Origin of the sequence: Leptolyngbya sp. CCNP1308 (assembly GCF_034932455.1) — a bacterium.
In the GTDB taxonomy this organism is placed as follows: domain Bacteria; phylum Cyanobacteriota; class Cyanobacteriia; order Phormidesmidales; family Phormidesmidaceae; genus Nodosilinea.
Genome location: NZ_JAYGIH010000121.1, coordinates 1 through 21182, shown reverse-complemented (window position 1 = coordinate 21182; position 21182 = coordinate 1). Strand labels below are relative to the sequence as shown.

Here is a 21182-nt window from a genome sequence, read left to right as displayed (position 1 = left end):
TGGTCTCGGGTTAGGTTGCTGGGGTAGTCTTTACTCATCGTCTCACTCCGGCATTGCTGACATTCATCTGCAACTTATACGGAGTGAGCTTTTTTACTCAAGCCCTAACTTTTCAAACACCCTCTAACGCTTGAGGCCACACCCGCTGGGAAAACAGGGGCGCAAACGCTATCGTCATCGATATAAATTCCATCGCAGTAAGCTCCTCAGACCCTCATCTGAATTCTGCTTGCTGCTTTCCTTTTCAGACCAAATGGATAAAGTCGAGCTAAGACCACGACAGCCCAGGGACTGTGTGTCGTCAGTTTCTTTACTCAGTGGGGTGGTCATGATGAGTATGTCTTCTGCTGTTCCTCAATATCAATTATTTGTGGGCATTGATATTTCTGCTAAGACTGCTGCGGTGGCCTGGCTATCACCTGGAAAAAAGGTGACTGCTGCCTTCACGGTGGAACAGATCTATCCAGGATTTGCGCAACTGCGTGACAAACTGGTGGCCACCGGTCATCAACCTGCCGAGGTGCTAGTCGTGATGGAAGCGACTGGATGCTACTGGGTTGGCATGGTCACAACGTTGGTCGCATTCGGCTTTCGCGTGAGTGTCGTCAATCCAGCTCAAGCTCACTATTTTGCGAAGGCTCTGCTCAAACGTTCCAAAACGGACGCGATCGATGCGCAGACGTTGGCTAAACTCGCGAGCCTGCTGAATCCAGAACTCTGGGTGCCGCCGCCCGCGGTTTACCATCAATTGCAACAACGTTTGACGCAACGCGAAGGCTTGATCAGCGTCCGTACTCAGTTGCGAAATCAACTGCATGCCCTCCAACATCATCCCGTCGTGATTGAAGCTGTACAGTCACGGCTGGAGACTTTGATTAATACGCTCAATAAACAGGTGGAACAAATCGAGTCAGAAATGGTTGAAGTGCTGACGACCAATGAGGAATGGCAGACCTCCGCTCAGCTCCTGCAAACCATCAAAGGTATCGGGTTGATTACGACAGTCTCTCTACTGGTGACGACGCTCAACTTTACGACCAGTAAAACGGTCGAATCCTTGACGGCCTATGCCGGTCTGGCACCAACCTTATATCAATCTGGCTCCAGTGTTTGGCATAAGCCCGCAATCGGACACACTGGCAAAGCCCGCCTCCGAGCCGCGTTGTACCTCGCCACGTTGAGTGCAGCGCAGAGCAATCCCATGATCAAAGCGTTTTACGATCGCCTACGTGAGGCTGGTAAACCGATGAAGGTGGCTCGATGTGCGGCCGCTCGAAAGCTGCTACACCTGGCTTGGGCCGTCGTGAAGAAAGGACAGCCGTTTGATCCTGATTACGGGAAAGAGCCTCAGCCAACTTGACATCTGACTACTGTATCTTCGCTACTTTAAGGCCTATCAGTCAGAATAGCGGAGTTGGCTGCCTGTAGGAGGATGCCCACTACAGCTATAGGATGGCTGTAGCCCGCAGAACTGCTCTATCGCGGCATTCGATACGCTCGCTAGACCACCAGCTTTCTCTCAGAGAGGACGTCTGACCTAAAGACTGCCGAGAAGAACCATCGATAGGCTGATCGTCGCTAAAAACAGCCACGAAAGCCCGGCGAGATAAAGTGGCTTGAGGCCGAGCTGGGTCAGGTTAGCTACGTTAGTCTCCAGCCCCATAGCCACCAGCGACATGCAGAGCAAAACTTGGTTGCCGCTGAGTACGACAGCTTTGATAGGGGCCGCCACCAGGCCCAAGCTGTTAACCCCCACTAAGAGACAAAAGAACAGCACAAACCAGGGGATGGGGAGCGGGCGGGCCGATTGCTTGGCCTGGCGAGGGCGAGGGGTTTGCCAGCCCAGGCTAAGAATAATCGGCACGATCAGCAGCACACGAGAGAGCTTGGTAACAGTAGCCACCTCGCCGCTGAGGTCACCGTTTTGAAAGGCGGTGGCAATCACCTGAGCCACCTCATGCACCGAAGCCCCACACCAGATGCCAAAGGCCGAGGGGCTAAGCTGCAACAGGGTGCCCACGAGCGGATAGGTGAGCATGGCCAGGGTGCCAAAGCCGGTAATGGTGGCGATCGCATAGGTCATATCTTCCTCAGACCCCTCGATCACCGGATTGGTGGCCACCACCGCCGAGGCCCCGCAGATCGACGTGCCCGCCGCAATCAGCTGGGCCAGGCGAGGGTTGACCCCCAGCCACCGCCCCAGCCAGCAGGTCAGGTAAAAGGTGCTGAGGGTGGCGATCGTGACCAGACCTAACCCCCAGGGGCCGACCGCCAGCACCTCCGTCAGGCTCAGCCGCAGGCCCAGCAAAATCACCGCCAGGCGCAGCACCCGCTTCATCGCAAACTTGATGCCGGGGCGATAGGTGGCGGGCACCACGCCCCACTGTCGCCAGCCCATCCCCAGCAAGACAGCTATCAGCAACGGGTTGAGGGTGTGGAGGTCGCTCAAGCGATCTAACCCCAGGGCCACCCCCGCGATCAGCGTCGTCAGCAACAGCCCCGGCAAAATTGAGAGCCCCTGGGTTTTCCAGTCACTCGTCACCCGACCCAAGGTAGAAACCCCTGGGCCAGCTTTAGAAGATAGTTTCATAATTTAAACCCGTTTATAGAGTTGGCTCAGGCCACCAAGGCCAGCACCGCCACCGTCAGCAATAGCCCCATGACAAAGCGGCGAAAGAGTATCTCGTCAACCCGCTTGAAGCACAGCTGCCCAAGCAGCTGTCCCAAGAAAAACGCCGGTAAAAAGCGGATAAATAGGCCCCCGACCGCCACCGATATCAAACCGCTGGCCCAGTAAGACCCCAGGGCAATCAGCTGGATGAGCGCAAAAAACACGATAAAGTTGGCCCGGTTGGCCGCCGCCAAGTTGCTGCTAGACATCTGGTAGAGCACGATGGGAGGCCCACCAATGCCCGCCAATCCAGTCAAAAAACCACTCAGGGCACCGACCCCCGAGGTCAAGGCCAGGTGGGGATGGGTATAGCGGCTTTTGCCGCTCAACAGCAGCAGCACAAACCCCAAAATTAGCCCGCCAATGATGCGCCGCAGCAGCGTTGGATCGAGCAGGGCCAGAAAGTGCGCTCCCACCGGCACCATCACCATGGCGCTAAGCGCCAAAGGCAAGACCTGCTGCCACTTGGTCTTTTGCACAGCTCCGGGCACTATCCCAGCCCCGGCCGTCATGTCGATCAAGAGAATAGTCGCTACCGCCAGCTGCGGATTGAACAGCAGACTCAGCGCAGGAGCAAGAATTAACCCCGAGCCAAAGCCAGAGAAGCCTCGGGTAAAGCCTGCGATCGCCACCACCCCCAGACTAATCAGCCAGATCTCGACGCCCATGGGCTAGTCTCCTGCCAGTGCAAACATTAGAAAAGGATCCCCTGATTGACCAGGTTAAGTCAGGAGTGAGGTATCGGCGGGGATCCAGAAGATGGGATAGGGGTAGATGGGTAGGCGGGTGGATAGGGCGTAGGGGCAAACGCCGTTTGCCCGAACCAATGGTGGGCAATTGGCATTTAATGATGGTGGGCAGTGCCCACCCTACGGTGGATCTATCAACAAACCGCTGCCAATTCCTCCACCGCTGCCACCCCAAAGGTCGCATTCAACCCCAGGGCAATTTGGCCAAAAATCTGGCTCAGGGGCGCATCGGGCAGTTTCATCGGCAAGGGTACGCCCGCATCGCCCTGCTCGCAAATGCGGGGGTCAATGGGCACCTGGCCCCACAGCGGCACCGAGAGTTCGGTGGCGATCTGGGCACCGCCGCCGCTGCCGAAGATTGGCGTCGGTTCGCCGCAGTGGCCACAGAGCAGGTAGCTCATGTTTTCGACCAGGCCCAGCACCGGCACCCCCACCTGGCGAAACATGTGCACACTGCGGCGCACGTCGGAAACCGCCACCTGCTGCGGGGTTGTCACCATCACCACGCCGCAGATTGGGCTTTCTTGCACGATGGTGATCTGAGCGTCGCCGGTGCCGGGGGGCAGGTCGATCAGCAGGTAGTCCAGCTCGCCCCAGTCCACCTCGTGGAGAAACTGGGTGAGAATCTTGTGCATTACCGGGCCGCGCCAGGCGAGGGGATGGTCACCCTTTGCCAGCAGCCCGACGGACATCAGCTTGATGCCGTGGGCCTCTAGGGGCACAAACCGCTGGCCCTCGGGCGTATCAATCACACGCACTTCTGAATGCCCCAGACCCAGCATTTGGGGCACGTTGGGGCCGTAGATGTCGGCATCGAGCAGCCCCACCTTGGCCCCGGTTTGGGCCAGGGCCGCCGCCAGATTTACAGCGGTGGTCGATTTGCCCACGCCACCCTTGCCGCTCGACACCGCTAGGGTAGTGCGCACGCCGGGGATGGTGCAGAGCTGGGCGTAAGCTTTTTTGCACCAGGGCAGCTGGCTAAGAGTGTCCTGTACCCGTTGCTGCAAATCCAGCTGGTGACGGCCCACGTAGAGCCGCAGGTAGACGTAGTCGTCTACGACTTGCAGGTTGCGCACCATGCCTAGACTGACCAGGTCGGTGCCCAGGGTAGGCTCCTGCAGGGTTTTGAGCTGGGCGATGACCTCGGCTTTGCGGGCGATCGCCTCGGCGCTGGGGGGCGCTTCGACGGGAGCATCAGCAGCGCGATGAAACGGAGAGGAATGGCTAGACATTAGAGGGTTCTGGCTGAGACTTCTGGATCGCATCAATGGCCCGCTGGGAGAAAATCCGCACGTCCATATCGGGGTCGTTGAGGGTCTGCTGCAGGGCGGGCAGGGCGTTGGTGTCGGCCAGTTTACCTAGAGCAGTGGCCGCATCGCGCCGCACGTCGGAGTATTCGTCGGCCAGGGACTTGATCAGCACTGGAAGAGCCTGTACGTCTGGAGTTTTTTGCAGGGCGCGGGCGGTGAACTTGCGCACCTGCCATTCGGGGTCATCCATCGCCTTGGCCAGGGCAGGAATTGCCGCTGGGTCTGCCAAAATATCGAGCGACTGGGCCGCATTGCGCCGCACCTGCCAGTCAGGGTCGCTGGTTAACAATTCGCACAGCAGCGGTACTACCTCAGCGTCGCTGAGGTGGCCCAGGGTGAGCGTTGTGGCCCGCCGCACCGCCTCGTTGGGATCTTTCGCCAGGGCCAAGGCCGGTTCGCAGCGCACCACCTGGTTCAAGTAGCGCAGGGTAATCACCGCCGCCTCCCGCAGCTCGGGGTTCTCTGACTCAAAGAAAGGCATGATGTACGGCAGCGCCTGGGCATCGTGAATTTTGCGCAGCAGCACCAGCACGTTGAGCTGGGCGTGGACATTGCCCACCTGCAACACATCCAGCAGCTTCATCAGGTCGTTGGTGGAAACCAGCTCCTTGAGGGCCGACAGCGCTTCGCTACGCACATTCTCGTGGGGCGAACTGAGGCACTCGATCAGTGGGTTGATGGCAACCGGGTTAGCAAACTCCCACAGGGTGGTGATGGCGATCTCTTGCACCGTGGGGTTTTCGTCGCAGAGCGCCCCGATCAAAGGCTCGATCGCATCTTCATCGCCCAGGTGTTGCAGGGTTTTGACGGCGACCAAACGGTTGTCAAGATCGGGCGATCGCAGCATCTCAACCCACTGGGCTACTTCAGGGTCCATATCGGTGGTGTACATGAGCAAGGGTTCCAAAATGACGGCAGGGGGATGGGAGTGAGGGAGTGGATGAGTAGGGTACATAACGCTAAGGCGAGGCTCCGCCAACGCGCAGCAATGCACCTACCTCACCGATATCTCTCGTCCTCATCGCAGCAAGAACGGAATCTGCACCGTAATCGCCCCGGTGGGACATTCCTTCTCGCAGGGCAGGCAGAACCAGCACTCGTCGTATTTCATGTAGGCTTTGCCAGTCTCGGGGTTTTTGACCAGCACATCGAGAGGGCAGACCTCAATGCAGGCGTTGCATTTTTCGAGGCATTTCGATTCATCGACGATCACGGGTACGTCAACCCGTTGGGTAGTTAAGGCCATGGGGAATTCCTTCAGCTAAAAATTGAGGTGTAGGTTGGGTGGAGCGCTAGCGGAACCCAACAGCGGGGATTGGCGTTGGGTTGCACTTCGTTTCACCCAACCTACGGGGTTACTGGGTGCAGCACAGGGAGATGGTGGGCGGTGCCCACCCTACCGGACGGCGACATCGTAGACTTCTTCGACGAGATCGACATCGACGATGTAGGGTTCTACCGGGCGCTTAAACAGCTCCATGTGGCCGGTTTCGCCCTTCTTCAGGTTGACGTGGCAGAACCATTCCTCGTTGTTCTTTTCAGGGTAGTCGAGGCGGTAGTGGTAGAGGCCCCAGCGGGTCTCTTTACGGAACAGGGAGGCGCGGGCGGCCATCTCGGCGCAGTCGCGGATGAAGTGCACCTCCATGCAGCGCATCAGTTCGTGGGGGTCACGGGCTCCCATCAGGTTGAGGGTTTCTTCGTAAGCGACAAACTTTTGTAGACCAATATCCATGTTATTGGGCGACTTGGGCGGCTGCAGGTAGTCGTTGACCAGGCGGCGCAGCTTGTATTCCACCTGGGTGTGGGGTACGCCATCGGGCTGTTGCAGGGGGGCGTAGATGCGGGCCTGCTCGGCGGCGAGGAATTCAGCGTCGGGTTCCACATGCTCTAGATCGCGCACGTAATCCATGGCGTTCTCGCCCGCGATGCGACCGTAGACAAAGGCCCCGATCATATAGTTGTGGGGCACGCTGGCCATATCGCCCGCCGCGTAGAGGCCGGGGACGGTGGTTTCGGCTCGCTCGTTGACCCAGACGCCCGAGGCGCTGTGGCCGCTGCACAGGCCAATTTCAGAAATATTCATCTCGACACCGTGGGTGCGGTAGCTTTCGCCCCGACCCTCGTGGAAGCGGCCTCGGCTGGGCCGTTCGTTGTCCCACAGAATGGTTTCGATTTCGCTGATGGTGTCGTCATCGAGGTGGTACATCTTCAGGTGTACCGGGCCTTTGCCGGAGTTGAGTTCTTTGTAGACCTCCAGCATCATCTGGCCGCTCCAGTAGTCGCAGTTGATGAAGCGGTGGCCCTCGGCGTTAGCAGTGTAGGCCCCAAATGGGCTGGCCACATAGGCGCAGGCGGGGCCGTTGTAGTCTTTGATCAACGGGTTGATCTGGAAGCACTCGATGTTGGTCAGCTCGGCCCCGGCGTGGTAGGCCATAGAGTAGCCGTCGCCCGCGTTGGTGGGGTTTTCGTAGGTGCCGTAGAGGTAGCCGGAGGCGGGCAGCCCCAGGCGACCGCAGGCTCCGGTGCAGAGCACGACGGCCTTGGCCTGAATCACCACCATATTGCCGTTGCGTACGTCGAGGCCCACCGCCCCAGTGACGCGACCGTTTTGCACCATGACGCGGGTGGCCATGACGCGGTTGGTGACGTTGACCTTGTGGCGCTTGACCTGGCGGGCAAGAATTTTTTTCAGGTCTTTGCCCTCGGGCATGGGCAGCACGTACTTGCCCACCCGGTGCACCTGCTTGAGGTCGTAGTTGCCCTCGTGGTCTTTTTGAAACTTAACGCCCCAGCTCTCCAGTTCTTGGATCACCTCAAAGCCCAGCCGCCCGGTTTCGTAGACGGCCTTCTGGTTCACAATGCCGTCGTTGGCGATGGTAATTTCGCGCACGTACTGCTCGGGGGTGGAGTTGCCGGGGATGACGGCGGTGTTGACCCCATCCATGCCCATGGCGATCGCGCCACTGCGGCGAATATTGGCCTTCTCTAAAATCAGCACGTCGCTCTCGGGGCTGGCCTGCTTCGCCTTAATGCCTGCCATGGTGCCAGCGGTGCCACCGCCGACGACTAGAAAATCAGTTTTAAGATACTGAATGTTCACGTAACCACGTCCTTGGTTTAAACGGCAGTGAAATGGAATTATTGAGGCTAGCCAATGCCTAAAAATTAACGACTAACCCTGGGCTTCTGAGCCTTTGACATGTAGCTTAAGGGAGGTTCCCAAGGTCAATCAATACAGTTTGTAGCAATAACTACGGTTTATCCATCACAGCCTTCTATACACTCATAAAAAAGCTAAATAGGATTAGCTATATTGCCGTTTCAAGTATTTTTAAGAGTACATCCTAGGAAGCTATAATCTGCTTTTCTTATGATCGGAAAGAGAGAAAATTGGCCGAGGAATAACCGCAGATTTAACTCTATTTCTAAAACAATTTAAGCGAGTCAAAGCGATATGGAGATTTACCAGCTCAAAGTTTTTCTAGAAGTAGCTCGATGTCTAAGTTTTACCGAAGCTGCGGACACGCTAAATTTGACCCAGCCAGCGGTAAGCGCCAAAATCAAGTGTCTAGAATCTGACCTTGAGACTCCTCTGTTCAGGCGCTTAGGGCGGCGTATAGAACTCACCCAGGCAGGGGAGTATCTGTTAGAAGAAGGGCCTACCCTGGTGGATTTAGAAACTCGCTTGGTGGCTGAAATAGAGGAAATCAAACAAGGAAAATTCAGCACCTTAAAAATTGGCTGCATGCCGGATGTGTTAAGTAACTGGCTGCCGTCGGTGCTGTACGAATATCGGCGGGCTTATCCCGATGTGCAAACCAAGTGTACACAGTTTGATGCGGTTGAGCCGCTGTATCGCGCCATTAAGATGGGCGAAGTTGATATTGCCATCTCAGATCTAAGTTTTTCGACTTTTGACGAAATTTTAGGACTAGAAATTGGCTCCGTTAACTATTCGCTGATAGTCTCCAGCAGCCATCAGCTTGCTCAGCGGCCATGGCTGAGTCTAAAAGAGCTAGCTGACCAGGCATGGGTTTTGCCCCCAGATGGCGTGCCCAGTCGCATTATGCTGCAAAAGCGCATGCAGGAACTGAGGCTAAATCTCACCGATTTTGCCCATGTGGAAATTGTCGATGCGGCCAGTTTGATGCGCACCTATCTGCTCCAGGGGCACTACCTGGGATTTGTCTCTGACTTTGAATTCCAAATGGAGTGTGAAGCGGGGCTGCTGTGCCGCATTCCCCTGGAAGAATTTGCCCTGGGCACGCCTCTGTTTTTACTGATGGCCAAGCGTTTGGGACGGGCCTTGGGCTTGATAGGTCAACCCGCCGGTCGGGGCAGCCTGGGGCTAGAGCCGATTCGCCAGTTTGTGGCTATGGTGCAGGGCCAGCCCGGTGTTAGCCAGGGCAGTCTGCCCAAAAAACTGTCTCTCCTTGAACCATTGCCGGTGGCCTCGACGACAACGCCAGCCTCCATGGTGCCCCGGTTCCAGGCTCCCAACTTTTTGGTGCGCGCTGGTGCCGCCAGCGGAGCCGAGACGATCAACCTCACCATCGGTACCCAAAATCGCACCATTCAAACTGTGACCGCTGGGCTAATTATTCAGCGGCTGGGGCTGCTAGAGCATTTTTTACCGCGCGAGGGTCGCTACAGCGGGGTGCAGTATCGGCTGCGCTGGGCTGACTACGATTCTGGGGCACCGATTGTGGCTGGGCTAGAGGCTCAGCAGATCGACATTGGCGTGCTGGGCGACTACCCCCTGCTGCTCAGCGCAGCTCCCGGTGACAGCACGGCCCCAGCGGCGGGCACCCGCTTAATTAGCTTTGTGGCCAGCAATCTAGATGGCACCGGCAACGACATCATTGTGCCGCAGCACTCGACCCTCGACTGCATTGATGACCTGGCGGGGCGGGTGATTGCGGTGCCCTTTGGCTCGGCGGCCCACGGCATGGTGATGCGATCGCTCCACCACCGCCACATTCTAGACGCCGTCACCCTAACCTCTATCGACAGTGCTGGCCCCCAGCGATCGGGTCGCAGCTCCGCACCCGCCGATGGCTACGCCTATTTCGCCCCCTTCCACGAAATTGCCAAGCACAAGGGCCAGTTTCGCCGTCTGCTGCACGAAAACCTCGACGGGTTGCCCACCTTCCACGGAGTAGTGATTCGCGCCGCCCTGGCCGAACAATATCCCGAAATTGCCGTGGCCTACCTACGGGCGCTGCTGGCAGCCCAGTATTGGTACGCCACCCAACCTATGGCCACCACCCTGGTCAGCCGCTGGGTGAAGATGGATGCCGCGATTGTCAGCAAAACGTTGCGATCTAGCACCAGCGATCGCGCCGATGTGGTTTACCTGCCCGAAACCCAGCTGCGCACTGACTGGCTGCAAGCCCACATCCACCAGCTGGGGAAGATCGCTGGGCAAGAACACCTGGGACAAATCAACCTCGATCGCTGGATGCAGCCTGAGTTTTTGGAGCGGGCGATCGCAGCGCTTTGATCGGTAGGTGGGCAGCAATGAACCGTTCTGTAGGGGCATTGCAGTGCAATGCTCCCTACCAGATATCGGCGTTAAGTAGTCAATTGGGCAGGGCAAACGCCGTTTGCCCCTACAGGCAGCCCTCCATGCTTTTCATCGTCTCTTCGCGGATGCACTCGAACACTTGGCGGTGCAGGTTCACAAACTCCGCCGAGAGGGTGTCATCGAAGTGGCGGGGGCGACGCAGACCAATCGGCAGCTCGGCCTTGATGTGACCGGGCTGCACCCCCATAATGCAGATGCGATCGCCCAAAAAGATCGCCTCCTCAATGTCGTGGGTGACAAAAATCACCGTGGTTTTCAAGTCATCCCAAATATCCAGCAGCAGCTCCTGCATCATGTGGCGGGTTTGGGCATCCAGCGCCGCAAAGGGCTCATCCATCAGCAGCACCGAGGGCGAGTTGACCAGGGCCCGTATAATGCTAGCCCGCTGCTGCATGCCCCCCGACATCTGGTGCGGGTAGCTGTTGCGGTGCTTGTAGAGCCCCACTCGGTTGAGATAGTCGTGGACCAGCTCGGTGCGATCGCCCTTGGCCATGCCGCGAATTTTGAGCCCCAGCTCAATGTTTTGAAACGCCGTCTTCCAGGGCAGCAGCGAATATTGCTGAAACACAAAGCCGCGATCGGCCCCCGGTCGGGTAACAGGATCCTGATCCACCATCACATAGCCCGCCGTCGGTTTGATAAACCCGGCAATCACATTCAGCAGCGTCGATTTACCGCAGCCCGACGGCCCCAATAAACAGACAAACTCTCCCGGCTTAATGCCCAGCTGAATTTGATTCAGCACATAAATATCTTGGCCTCGGCTGCGAAAGGTGACCGATAGCCCCTCCACCTGCACCGCGCCTTTGACCGTCTGCCGTTGCTCTAGCTGCGTCATCATCACGTCTTAGTTGTCCTCTTGAGTAGCATCAAAAAAGTCTTTGCCAATCGCGATTTAAGGGTTATGGCGGAGTAATGATGGTGGGCATTGCCCACCCTACAAGCTATCAAACTCAAAACTCAGAACTTAAAACTCAAAATTTCCCCAAACCCTAAGCGCTGCCCTGCTTCTTCACCACTCGCCAGGGCATCAGCGCCCCCATGCCTCGGCTCACCGCCCAAGAGCTAAACGCCCCCATCAGCCCCATCAGCAGCATCCCCATCACAATCGGCGGATAGTTAGAGGTGACGTAAGACTCCCAGGTGATGTAGCCAATGCCGTAGCGACCCGCTAAAATCTCCGCCGTCACCAGACAAAACCAGGCGTTGCCCATGCCGATGGTCAGCCCGCTGGCAATGCTCGGCAGAGATCCCGGCACCACAATATCTTTGAAGGTATGCCAGGGTTTAGCCCCCAAACACTGCCCCACCCGCATCAGCACCGTATCGCTGAGGGTGCTCTCAACTCCGTTAATCGTGCTTATCAAAATCGGGAAAAATGCCCCCACAAAGGTGAGAAATACCATGCCGCTCTCGGCATTGGGAAACATCAAAATCGCCAGCGGAATCCACGCCACCGCCGGAATCGGGCGCAGCAGCTCTAGGGGCGGCAGTAGCAGATCTTCAACCGCCGCAAACCAGCCAATCATCACCCCCAGCAGCACTCCCGCGCCGGCCGCCAGGCCAAAGCCAATCAGCACCCGCATGATGCTAGAGCGAAAATGCACCCAGGGGCTAGAGACAAAAAACGTCAGCGTTGCCTTCAACACCTCCACCGGAGACGGCACAAACTGAAAATTGATGAAAAAGTCGAAATTGATCGCGCACAGCAGCTGCCAGACCCCAAAAAACAGAACCAGAGACAGCAGCCGCCGCGCCGAACGGTTGGCTAAAAATATGACACTAAACGCATCACTAAGCTGACTTAACCAACGCGGATTACCTACCCGTGAAACCGAAACCGCCATGGGTTGCCTCTCAATCACATCAATACGTATTAGCTGGAAGCCACAGTAGAGCAAGCAGATTGCGCCATTCTGCTCCCCATGACCCACGCAAAGCCCCCCTAGGTGCAGCGGCATTGCCGTAGGGCGTCAAAGCCACCGTAGGGTGGGCACTGCCCACCATTAGGGAGAAAGTTTTCTAGAAGTCACCTAAGGCCGTTGCCCTGTCGTGGCGAGGGTGAACCAAAACCGCTACTGCTGAGCACCGACTAGCACGGGCTGGCGATCGGCATAGAGGTCTTGCAGCCCCCTAAAGGCCGTCATCTGGCCGCCAGTGGACGAGGCGTAGGTCTGGGCATCGGCCTCTACTAAGAAGGCCGCCACCTCGTCTCCGTTGCTGACAAAGTAGGCGTTCTCTGCAAACAGCTTCCAGCCGTTGTTGTAGTCGTGAACGAACATCACATCCGCCGCCTGGCCCTCAGTTTGGAGAGCAGACAGGGCTTTGACCATATTGGCGATCGAGGCAAAGTTAGTCACGGTCTCCTCCCCCTGCACCCAAAACTGAGCCGCCAGTTTCGGGTCTTCAATCGCTTCGCCAGTGAGAGCATCTTCGCCGGTAATTTGATAGGCCTCAGCCGTAGCAATCACCTCGTCATAGTCTAGCCCTAGCTCTTCCATAGCGGTGAGCAGATAGCTTTCATCAATCCAGTTAACGACTTCCTCTGGGTTGACGGGTTTTTCGATTTTGCCCAGGCTGGTGAGGGTCACAATACTGTTCTTAAGAGCGCTCACCTGCACCTCTCCAATAGTCGGGTCAAGGGGTTGTAACCCAGAGGGGCCTAAGAACATATAAACCACTTCTTTTTCAATACCTGACCACTTTTCGATCTGGGCAGAAATACCCTCTGGATCGTCTTGAAACATCTGGTTGGCTTCTAGTACCGCTTTCAAATAGGCCACGACAATTTCTGGATGTTCCTCAGCGAAATCAGACCGCACCGTAATGCCGTGGAGGGTCGGTACTCCAGTTTGAGCACCATCAAAAATCTTTCTTGCAAAGCCGCGAAAGGGAAACAGTTCGCCAAAGGGAACAAAATCAGCGTGGGCGTCAATTTGACCAGTGCGTAGACTCGAACCGCCCACCTCAGGGGCCTGGCTGATTAGATTCACATCGTTTTCTGGGTCAAGCCCGGCGTCCGCCAGAGCCTTGAGCAGCATGCCGTGGGCCGCTGAGCCAAAGGGAACAGATACGGTGCCGCCCTTTAGGTCGGCTAAGGTCTTAGCATCGCTATCTTTAGGCACTACGACCGCATTGCCTGCCCCGTTGGGGCTGTAGGCTAGAGTGCCAATAAAAATGGTGTCGGCATCTTCGGCTTCCTGCTGAAACTTGATTAGATTGATCACTGCCGGAAAATCACCCATCAATCCAATATCAATCTGATCGGCCAACATTTTGTTGGTGATCGGTGGGCCAGAGGTATAGCTAGACCACTGAATATCGTACTTAACGCCTTCATACTTACCATCGGTGGGAAGGTGTTTTTCTAACAGCTCTAGCTCACGCACAGTGGCCCCGCCCACGGCAGTGTTGATCACCTGATCTTGGGTGCCAATCGCGATTCGAATAACCTTACCAGAATTGCTACCTGAGCTAGATGATTCACCACTGGAACTGACTTCGCCTGACGAACAGGCTCCCATAAAAATTACCGTGGTCGCTAATAGTCCTGAAGCAAATTTAGTCCGAGACCAACCCAGTAAGTGGCGCATAGATTTACCTACATCAACTCATCTGAAGCCATTTATTCCATCAAGCTTAGTTGGGGATTGTAAACCGAGATACATCTTGATTTATCTCGGTCTTTTACTCATAAAATTATTTTCTAGGTCTATACAAATCACTTATTAAAAGCTAAAGTTTTCTTGGTTTTCTAGCTCTTTTCTTGACGCAGTCAAGAAAGTCTAGATGACTGGTTATCGTCAAGAAATAGGCTGACATTGGCGTTAGCCCAGCAATGGCCGCCCAGTAAAGGAGTGCTTTTGGGGCATCTGCAGCATGGGCAAATACCGATGGGCACTGACGGTGGCACAGGGATGCTCCAAGAGTCACCGCAGTCATGACAGCGCTCATCTGTAACATGTCACAGACAAACGCGGCGATCGCGTAGGCAGCGCAGCAGGTCACCTGATTCTCCTAACTGTCTTCTGTACAGTCCCGCTTTGGCAGCAGTCAGTTGCGCCAGCAGTTCGCCGTAATAGGGCAGCTTAATATAAGCAGGTACAGGGGTCGTCCTTAAAATAGCGCTTTGCCAACATGCCCAGTCGCACTAGCTGAGGGTCAAACCGCTTGAGAAATACATAAATTGCTCATCTACAGACGCCTAAAGCGCTCGCTAGCTACACCCAGGGTGCCCTTCTCCTTCAAAAATTGCCATAAAGTGCTCCGCTCACTGATTAATATTGTTTCTAGTAAAAACCGACACCCTGAACTCTGGATTATGGATCCTATTGGTTATAAATAGCTCACGGGCATCAGGGATGAGAGGGTTTCCAGCCCAAGAAGATGTCCTCAAAAGTCTGTAAACTCCGATACTCCGATACATTGTGATAGTTCCGAGCAGTCTCCAGTTATGCCATCTATCGTGAGGCGACCCAGTGATGAAACGACTACCATCCCTGCTGCTGGTTCTGATAATGATGCCCGTGGGCTTGGCTTGCACCCCAGTGGTCGACCGGCCCCCCTCCCCCTCGTCACCGGTGCTGAGCGCCCCTGCCGCTAACCCCATGCTCCCAGCCATTGATCGATTTACTCTTGACGAACTGTTTGCTCAGGATGGGGGAGGCTGCGGCATGACGCTGTGGCACCGGGACGATGGCATGCGATCGCCGGGGTATCTCTTCTTTAACGGGCTGGCTCAACCGTCAGCCGATGCCATAGCCCTGATGAAACTCAATGGCGAATTTATCCGCTTTCGCCGCATCGCCGCATCGGGGGATGAGTTTTATGGACAACAAACCTCGCAAACCTTTGCCAGCCCAGATGACGCCATTCAGCTACAAATCGATGTCGCCCTGGGTGAACCAGGAGAAATTGAGTCGGTCTCGGTAGCAGGCACCCTGCAACTTCAGCAGAACGGTGAAATGACAGAAATTCCAGTTCTAGGTGACGCGGGTTGTTGAGGGTTGGCCTTGAGCTAGGGCTTCGACAGGGTGAGCAAAAAGGCCAGATTTGCGATCGCCTTCAAGGCATGAGGCGCATTAGCAGGCATCACAATAAATACCCCCGGCTCTAGGGCAATTTCCTTGCCCTCTAGAGTCAACACCCCCTGGCCCTCGAGGCACTGAACAACGGCATTGCGGGTGGAGGTGTGTTCTGAAATTTCGGTGTCTGCCGCCAGGCAAAAGAGCGTGTATTGACAGGCGCTATCTTGCAACAGCACTTTGCTCAACACGCCCGCCTGGGGGTACTCAATGTGATCTTGCAGCCGGGTAAAGGAGGGTTGCAGCGAGAGGATTGTGGTTGTCATAGCGACCTTGAAGAAAGAACATTAGCCCTGGGGAGAATCATTCAGTTTTTCAGCGCGCAGGATGATGTAGCCCAGGTCGTCGCCGTACTCGGTAAACACCCGCCGCATTGCGAAAATGCGCTGCCGCATGGGCGGATGCACAAGCACATTCCAGCCCAGGCTGAGCAGGGTGTCCAGGCCTTCTTCTTGGGCGATGCGCAGCGGGTTGAGCAGGGCCATGGGGCCAGTTTGGTGCTGCTGCACGGTTAGACCCGCCGCCTCAGAGGCCGCTTGCCAGCCCGCCTCGCTCAGAGGAGCGGTGTTGACGCGAATGGTGGTGGCCAGCTCGCGGTAAATGTCGTCAATGCGGGCACCCTGGGCCAGCATTTCATGGCTGAGGAACTGGCCGCCGGGTTTGAGGCGATCGCCCACCCCCTGCAAAATTTTGGTCTTGGCGGGGGCCGACTGCATCGACAAAATCGCCTCGCCCAGCACGTAGTCAAACTGCTCAGGAATGCGCTCTAGGTGAAAAATATCGCCTTCGCGGATGTCTACGCGATCGCCCAGGCCCGCTGCTGCCACATTGGCGCAGGCGCGGGCCACACTCTCAGGATTTTTTTCGACCCCTACGACCTTGACGCCATAGCGCTGGGCCAGGGCGATGGCGCTGTAGCCAAAGCTGGCGGCCAGTTCCAGCACAGTATCGCCGGGTTGAAAGTCAACCCAGGTGAACAGCGTTTCCGTGGCTCCCCGCCCGCCGGGGCGCAGGATCTTTTTGCCGGCTGCGGCCAGCACCTCATGGCCAGGAGCAGTTTTGAGATTGAGCTGTTTTGCCGTCATGGCGTTGACCAGAAGGGGATATCTCCACTGTGGCAGAGTGGGCTAGAGGCGTTCATGAGGTAGCTCATAAACGCCCAAAAAGGTGACGCTCAATTTGCCTGAGATGCTTATGTTGCAGGGCTGACAGGAGATCGCAGCTCGCCCAGTATGGGGCCAGTATAGGGCTTGAGAATCGGTATAGTTGAGTGAAGGCCCGACGTTCTCTGAGTTACCCCAACCATGCCGGTCGATGCCCAGCAGCTTCAGAAAATTGGCCTGTTTAAAGACCTAGACCTGCCGCTGCTGTCGCAGCTCGCCACCCACAGCCGCCTCACAGGCTACGACACCGATGAGACCGTATTTCAGGAGGGTGATGCCCTGCCCGCCTGCCTCTACCTGCTGGCAGCGGGTTCGCTGCGCCTGACTAAGGTCTCTGAGTCAGGTAAAGAGACGATCTTGCGGCTGCTGTGGGCCGATGAGATGTTTGCCGCTCCGGCGATGTTTGGCAATGGCCAGGCCCCGGCCACCGCCACGGCCATAGAGCCGATTGAGGTGCTGACCATCGAGCGAGAATCTCTGCTGAAGGGGTTTCAGGAAGCTCCAGAGCTAGCGCTGCACCTGCTGGGCATCTTCAACCAGCGGCTTCAGCACCTGCACAACCGAGTGCATGGCCTGGTGTCAGAACGGGCGATCGTGCGGTTGATTCATTACCTGGAATATTTTGCTGCCAGCGCCGGTACGGAGGTGGTACCAGAGGGTCAACGGCTGCGATCGCACCTCACCCACTACCAAATCGCCCGTAGCATTGGCATCACTTACGAAGAGTGTGTGCGCCTGTTTAAGCAACTTAAGGGGGTTGTGACGTACCAGCGTGGGGGCAAAATCACGATTCTTGCCCCTGAGAGACTCGCTGCCATCGTGCAGCACCAGGCCGACTAACCCTCTCTTGCCCTCTAGGAGACTAAATCGGCTACAGCAAAGTGGGTCGTGGTACAAGCCATGCAGCGCCCGTTTGTCTCCCCCCTGATAGCGCCCCAGCGTTGACTACATCCCCAGCCCCGCTGTGGCTAGAAGCTGAACTGAGCGATCGCCAGCGCAACACCCGTGATCTGCATCCATAGCCAAGAGAATTCACATCACGCCCCATCTCCAGGATTATCACTACCTAGCCAATACCTCTGTCACCGCCTCAATTGAGGATTCACGGGACTATGAATGTGTTCGCAAAAAGCCCCCATTACCCTGGAGCCCCAGCTATGCAACTTTCCTTCCTCGGCAAATCCTACTCCACTTCTACCCCTGCCATTGATGCCACTATCACTGGCGAAACCGCCACCTTCATGGGCTGCTCCTACGCCCGCAAGCAATTCACAGTGGTTAAACGTCAGCAGCCCGCAGAACTGACCTATCGCGGCGTTCGCTACGCTCGCTAGCCCACCAGCTTCTTCTCAGACATCCTCAACATTCCTCCTGTATCCCCGCCGTTCCCAGCGGGGATTTTTTGTTGTCTGCTTAGTTGATTAATCAGCTAAGCAATTAACCTGAGACAGCAAAAGAGCACCTGTTCTAGCTAAGCGATTAATCACTTAAGCAATTATCCTGGACATACCCAACGATCCAATTGAGCGATGGGGATAAGGCATTGGTATAGTGCCCGTGAATTTAACAGTAGGCTGCCCAACCTGGCTAGTGCTTTAAGGCGAAACCATTAAATAACCCCCAGTGCACAAGGCACCGGGGGCGGTTTCGTTATAGGGAGTTCGCTATAAGTTGACTGTGTTAGAAGGAGAGGCTGCTGCCTCCCTTACAATGCCTTAGACCCAAGGTCGTAGACAGAGTTCCTGGTCATATTTATCAAAACTTGGTCTGCACCCAAAGCCCCTCAACCTTTCGGTAAACTGTGACTCCCGTCACTTACAGAACCCAAAAGTCCCGTAGGCAACGCTTGGAATGGGTGCTGAACGGAGTGAGAGCTAAAATTGGCCTGGCGATTCGCGCAAACAGCAGCTAGGCATTGACAATGGTCAACGTTTCTATCAACCTCTCCCCTACGCAGCAATGCCGGAGCTGTCGTTTTAACGCGCGCAGTTCCTACCTGGTCTGTGCGGTGCATCCAACCGGGCCAGAGCAGCGGCGGTGCCCCGACTTTGAGTCTCTCACGCCCGTCGCCCAGCGCCCTAGCGGCAGCTCGCCGCAGACCCCAGCAATAGAGCCTGACTGGATGAGGTTCTGGGGGCCATCAGAGGATGAATGGATGGCCTTTTGGGGGCCAGAGGATTTAGGTTAATCAATTAACTGATTAACCAATTAACCGATTAATTGATTAATCTCCTAATCAGCAAGCTTTACCAGCTTGTACCTCCTGCCAAGAACGCCTTGCCTCCTCCATCTGCGAGAAAGCCATCGGCTGATCATTACAACGTCCAATGACTCCTTGCAAACCGGGGAAGGTAATCAACTGATTAACCAACTAATTAAAGTTTCGGCTAATCGATTAACTGCTTAATCGTTTATTCGGTTTATCGATTAAGCGATAGAATTCGGCTAACCAGTAAAGCGCTTAGTCGACTGACTGATTAACCGATTAATCGAATAAGTAAATGATTATTACCGTTGCCGGATTCAAAGGCGGGGTTGGCAAAACCACCACCGCTGTACACCTAGCCTGCTACTTTGCCAAACAGTCTGACAAGACTCTGCTGGTCGATGGCGACCCCAACCGCTCATCCCTCTCTTGGTCAAAACGGGGGACACTGCCCTTTCAGGTCTGCGACCTGATGTCGGCAGCTAAAGCCTCCAGAGGCAAAGAGCACGTCATTGTCGATACCGAAGCCCACCCTGACGAAGATGAGCTACAGGCCCTGGCCGAAGGCTGCGATCTGCTGGTGCTGCCTTCTACCCCCGATGCCCTTTCCTTAGAGGCCCTGTTGTCCACCGTCGATAACCTTCAAAACCTAACTTCCTACGGAGTGGTGCTCACGATGGTCGACAGCCGCAAAAAGGGCACCGCTACCCAAGCCAAAGAAACGCTTAACCGCTTAAGCATTCCAGTGTTCAATCAAATGATTAGGCGCTTAACCGCTTACGAGAAAGCGGCTCTGGCCGGAGTGCCTGTATATGAGACGGGCGATCGCTTTGGGCGCATTGCCTGGGGAGAGTATGAATCACTAGCCAAGGAGATTGAGAACCGTGCCTGATGCATCCAGCATGTTTGACAAACTAGCCCAGAAGCGAGAGAAGGTAAAATCGACCCCAGACCCAGCGCCGGAGACCACACCGAAGAAACGGCAGCGCAAGGCCACTGGCAAGCGCTCTGACCCCAACTACATCCAGGTGGGAGCCTACATCCCCATCGAGCTCAACAAGCGCGTCAAACGACAGCTGGTAGATACTGACCAAGATTTCTCTGAGCTAGTGGCCGAACTATTAGACCAATGGGCTCAAAGCAATAACGCTTAAGCGGATAATCAAACAATCAGTTAATCGGTTATTCAGTCAATCAGTTAGCCATCTTTCTGCTGAGCGCGTCTGCATCGCTCGCCGCCTAGGCAAGCTTCATCTGCATCGCCCTATATTCCTTGCTGCATAAGAGCTATGAAGTGCGATCGCCCTAAATTTGGATCACCCCCTCATACCGGCTCAGCGATTGTTTGATTAACCAACTAATCGCTTAATCACCTATAGGTAGCCAGGTAGCAGCTGTCTGACTACCATGCCGCGAATGTCTGATCTTAACCCTGTACATACCCCCGACGACGACGGCGTTTGAGAACATCCTGCATCAGCCGATTGCCGTCTTCAAGGTCAGCGCATGGGGTTTCACAGTGGCCACCCTTACCCGTTCGGCGGCCACCCCACTTGCGTAATAAGACCCACTCACCGAATAGGTTCTGGCGTAGGGCGCACCAGTAATAGCGATCGCCCCGCTGCCAGAACATCTCCTGCCATTGGGTTAAGTCATAGCTCGGCTGGGTCATAGACTCCCCGCTCCCGATCAACAAAGCCCTATGGCTCGTTACCGTCTTAGCCTGATAATAATGTGCCTGCAAACGAAGGAAAAGCCCCTTGCCGCAAGACAATTCCCTATTTCCTGCCGACAATTATGAGGCCTTCCTCAAAGACCTCAAAACCCGCATTCGCCGGGCGCAGGTCAAGGCAGCTCTCGCCGTCAATACAGAGCTGATCATCCTGTACTGGCAGATTGGGCAGGAAATCCTCGTCCGCCAGCAGCAGGAAGGGTGGGGGACAAAGGTCATTGACCGCCTCGCCAAAGACCTAAAGCGGGAGTTCCCCGATATGAAGGGGTTTTCACCGCGCAACCTTAAATACATGCGGGCTTTTGCCGAAGCTTACCCAGATCAGGCAATTGTGCAGCGGTGCGCTGCACAAATACCCTGGCGGCATAATCAAGTATTAATCGACAAGCTCAATGCCCAGCCAGAACGCATCTGGTACGCTCAGCAATCCCTGGACAATGGCTGGAGCCGTGACATCTTAGTCATGCAGATCGAATCTAACCTGTTCCAGCGTCAAGGCGGAGCGGTTACCAATTTTGAACGCACCCTACCGCCTGAACAGTCTGATCTCGCCCAACAGCTAATCAAGGATCCCTATGTGCGACGTGAAAGTTGCCCGTTCCGAGCGAGAGGCCGTCCTCTCCAAAGACTCCTTCTCTTTGTCCTCACGTAACAGAGTCACTGACTCCGCCTACGGTGGC

The 21182-nt window shown here is 55.8% G+C and carries 21 protein-coding genes; 9 read left to right on the top strand and 12 right to left on the bottom strand.

Annotated elements, in window-relative coordinates:
- Positions 1-337: 337 nt before the first annotated feature.
- On the top strand, positions 338-1360 hold the full coding sequence (locus tag VB780_RS31000) for an IS110 family transposase (protein ID WP_323355055.1): 1023 nt from the start codon (positions 338-340) through the stop codon (positions 1358-1360).
- 177 nt (positions 1361-1537) lie between these two features.
- Here VB780_RS31000 and VB780_RS30995 read toward each other — a convergent pair whose 3' ends face one another.
- From VB780_RS30995 to VB780_RS30970, 6 genes are all read right to left on the bottom strand, one after another.
- Positions 1538-2590 carry a YeiH family protein gene (locus VB780_RS30995; protein WP_323355054.1) on the bottom strand — a complete coding sequence of 351 codons (1053 nt, stop codon included), beginning with the start codon at positions 2588-2590 and terminating at the stop codon, positions 1538-1540.
- Positions 2591-2616: 26 nt separating this feature from the next.
- Positions 2617-3339 carry a sulfite exporter TauE/SafE family protein gene (locus VB780_RS30990; RefSeq protein ID WP_323355053.1) on the bottom strand — a complete coding sequence of 241 codons (723 nt, stop codon included), beginning with the start codon at positions 3337-3339 and terminating at the stop codon, positions 2617-2619.
- A 215-nt stretch (positions 3340-3554) separates the two neighbouring features.
- Complete coding sequence (locus tag VB780_RS30985) at positions 3555-4652, bottom strand: Mrp/NBP35 family ATP-binding protein (RefSeq protein WP_323355052.1); 1098 nt, start codon at positions 4650-4652, stop codon at positions 3555-3557.
- Entirely contained in the window at positions 4645-5637 is a 993-nt protein-coding gene (locus VB780_RS30980; protein ID WP_323355051.1) for a HEAT repeat domain-containing protein, read from the bottom strand. The genes VB780_RS30985 and VB780_RS30980 overlap by 8 nt, the downstream gene beginning before the upstream one ends.
- Before the next feature lie 111 nt (positions 5638-5748).
- Positions 5749-5976, bottom strand: a complete 228-nt coding sequence (locus tag VB780_RS30975; RefSeq protein WP_017301328.1) for a 4Fe-4S dicluster domain-containing protein — start codon at positions 5974-5976, stop codon at positions 5749-5751.
- Positions 5977-6126: 150 nt separating this feature from the next.
- Positions 6127-7830, bottom strand: coding sequence for a fumarate reductase/succinate dehydrogenase flavoprotein subunit (locus tag VB780_RS30970; RefSeq protein WP_323355050.1), 1704 nt, complete (start codon positions 7828-7830; stop codon positions 6127-6129).
- A gap of 354 nt (positions 7831-8184) precedes the next feature.
- Between VB780_RS30970 and VB780_RS30965 the strand changes: the two genes are divergently transcribed.
- Positions 8185-10233, top strand: coding sequence for a LysR family transcriptional regulator (locus VB780_RS30965; RefSeq protein ID WP_323355049.1), 2049 nt, complete (start codon positions 8185-8187; stop codon positions 10231-10233).
- A gap of 109 nt (positions 10234-10342) precedes the next feature.
- Here VB780_RS30965 and VB780_RS30960 read toward each other — a convergent pair whose 3' ends face one another.
- From VB780_RS30960 to VB780_RS30950, 3 genes are all read right to left on the bottom strand, one after another.
- Positions 10343-11158 (bottom strand): ABC transporter ATP-binding protein, encoded by an 816-nt coding sequence (locus tag VB780_RS30960; RefSeq protein ID WP_323355056.1) that lies wholly within the window; start codon positions 11156-11158, stop codon positions 10343-10345.
- A 151-nt stretch (positions 11159-11309) separates the two neighbouring features.
- Positions 11310-12164, bottom strand: coding sequence for an ABC transporter permease (locus VB780_RS30955; protein ID WP_323355048.1), 855 nt, complete (start codon positions 12162-12164; stop codon positions 11310-11312).
- 228 nt (positions 12165-12392) lie between these two features.
- The gene (locus tag VB780_RS30950; RefSeq protein ID WP_323355047.1) at positions 12393-13841 is read right to left on the bottom strand and encodes an ABC transporter substrate-binding protein; all 1449 of its coding nucleotides are present in this window, start codon (positions 13839-13841) and stop codon (positions 12393-12395) included.
- Between the two features lie 1083 nt (positions 13842-14924).
- Here VB780_RS30950 and VB780_RS30945 point away from each other — a divergent pair.
- The gene (locus VB780_RS30945) at positions 14925-15320 is read left to right on the top strand and encodes a hypothetical protein (protein ID WP_323355046.1); all 396 of its coding nucleotides are present in this window, start codon (positions 14925-14927) and stop codon (positions 15318-15320) included.
- Between the two features lie 14 nt (positions 15321-15334).
- On the opposite strand, the gene VB780_RS30940 is transcribed toward VB780_RS30945, so the two are convergent.
- Complete coding sequence (locus VB780_RS30940) at positions 15335-15667, bottom strand: cupin domain-containing protein (RefSeq protein WP_323355045.1); 333 nt, start codon at positions 15665-15667, stop codon at positions 15335-15337.
- Between the two features lie 21 nt (positions 15668-15688).
- Positions 15689-16486, bottom strand: a complete 798-nt coding sequence (locus VB780_RS30935; protein WP_323355044.1) for a class I SAM-dependent methyltransferase — start codon at positions 16484-16486, stop codon at positions 15689-15691.
- 219 nt (positions 16487-16705) lie between these two features.
- On the opposite strand from VB780_RS30935, the gene VB780_RS30930 reads away from it, so the two are divergent.
- The 5 genes from VB780_RS30930 to VB780_RS30910 all read left to right on the top strand — a co-directional run bounded on the left by VB780_RS30930 (position 16706) and on the right by VB780_RS30910 (position 19924).
- Complete coding sequence (locus tag VB780_RS30930) at positions 16706-17404, top strand: Crp/Fnr family transcriptional regulator (RefSeq protein WP_323355043.1); 699 nt, start codon at positions 16706-16708, stop codon at positions 17402-17404.
- Positions 17405-17721: 317 nt separating this feature from the next.
- Entirely contained in the window at positions 17722-17898 is a 177-nt protein-coding gene (locus VB780_RS30925) for a DUF4278 domain-containing protein (RefSeq protein WP_323355042.1), read from the top strand.
- Positions 17899-18485: 587 nt separating this feature from the next.
- Positions 18486-18752 (top strand): DUF6464 family protein, encoded by a 267-nt coding sequence (locus tag VB780_RS30920; RefSeq protein ID WP_323355041.1) that lies wholly within the window; start codon positions 18486-18488, stop codon positions 18750-18752.
- Between the two features lie 313 nt (positions 18753-19065).
- Positions 19066-19662 (top strand): ParA family protein, encoded by a 597-nt coding sequence (locus VB780_RS30915; RefSeq protein ID WP_323355040.1) that lies wholly within the window; start codon positions 19066-19068, stop codon positions 19660-19662.
- Positions 19655-19924: a hypothetical protein gene (locus VB780_RS30910; protein ID WP_323355039.1), complete on the top strand. Its 270-nt coding sequence runs from the start codon at positions 19655-19657 to the stop codon at positions 19922-19924. Before VB780_RS30915 ends, VB780_RS30910 begins: the two co-directional genes overlap by 8 nt.
- A gap of 272 nt (positions 19925-20196) precedes the next feature.
- Here the strand turns inward: VB780_RS30910 and VB780_RS30905 are convergent, their stop codons facing one another.
- Positions 20197-20442, bottom strand: coding sequence for a WGR domain-containing protein (locus VB780_RS30905; protein ID WP_323355038.1), 246 nt, complete (start codon positions 20440-20442; stop codon positions 20197-20199).
- Positions 20443-20530: 88 nt separating this feature from the next.
- Between VB780_RS30905 and VB780_RS30900 the strand changes: the two genes are divergently transcribed.
- Positions 20531-21154: a DUF1016 N-terminal domain-containing protein gene (locus tag VB780_RS30900; RefSeq protein WP_323355037.1), complete on the top strand. Its 624-nt coding sequence runs from the start codon at positions 20531-20533 to the stop codon at positions 21152-21154.
- Positions 21155-21182: the final 28 nt, after the last annotated feature.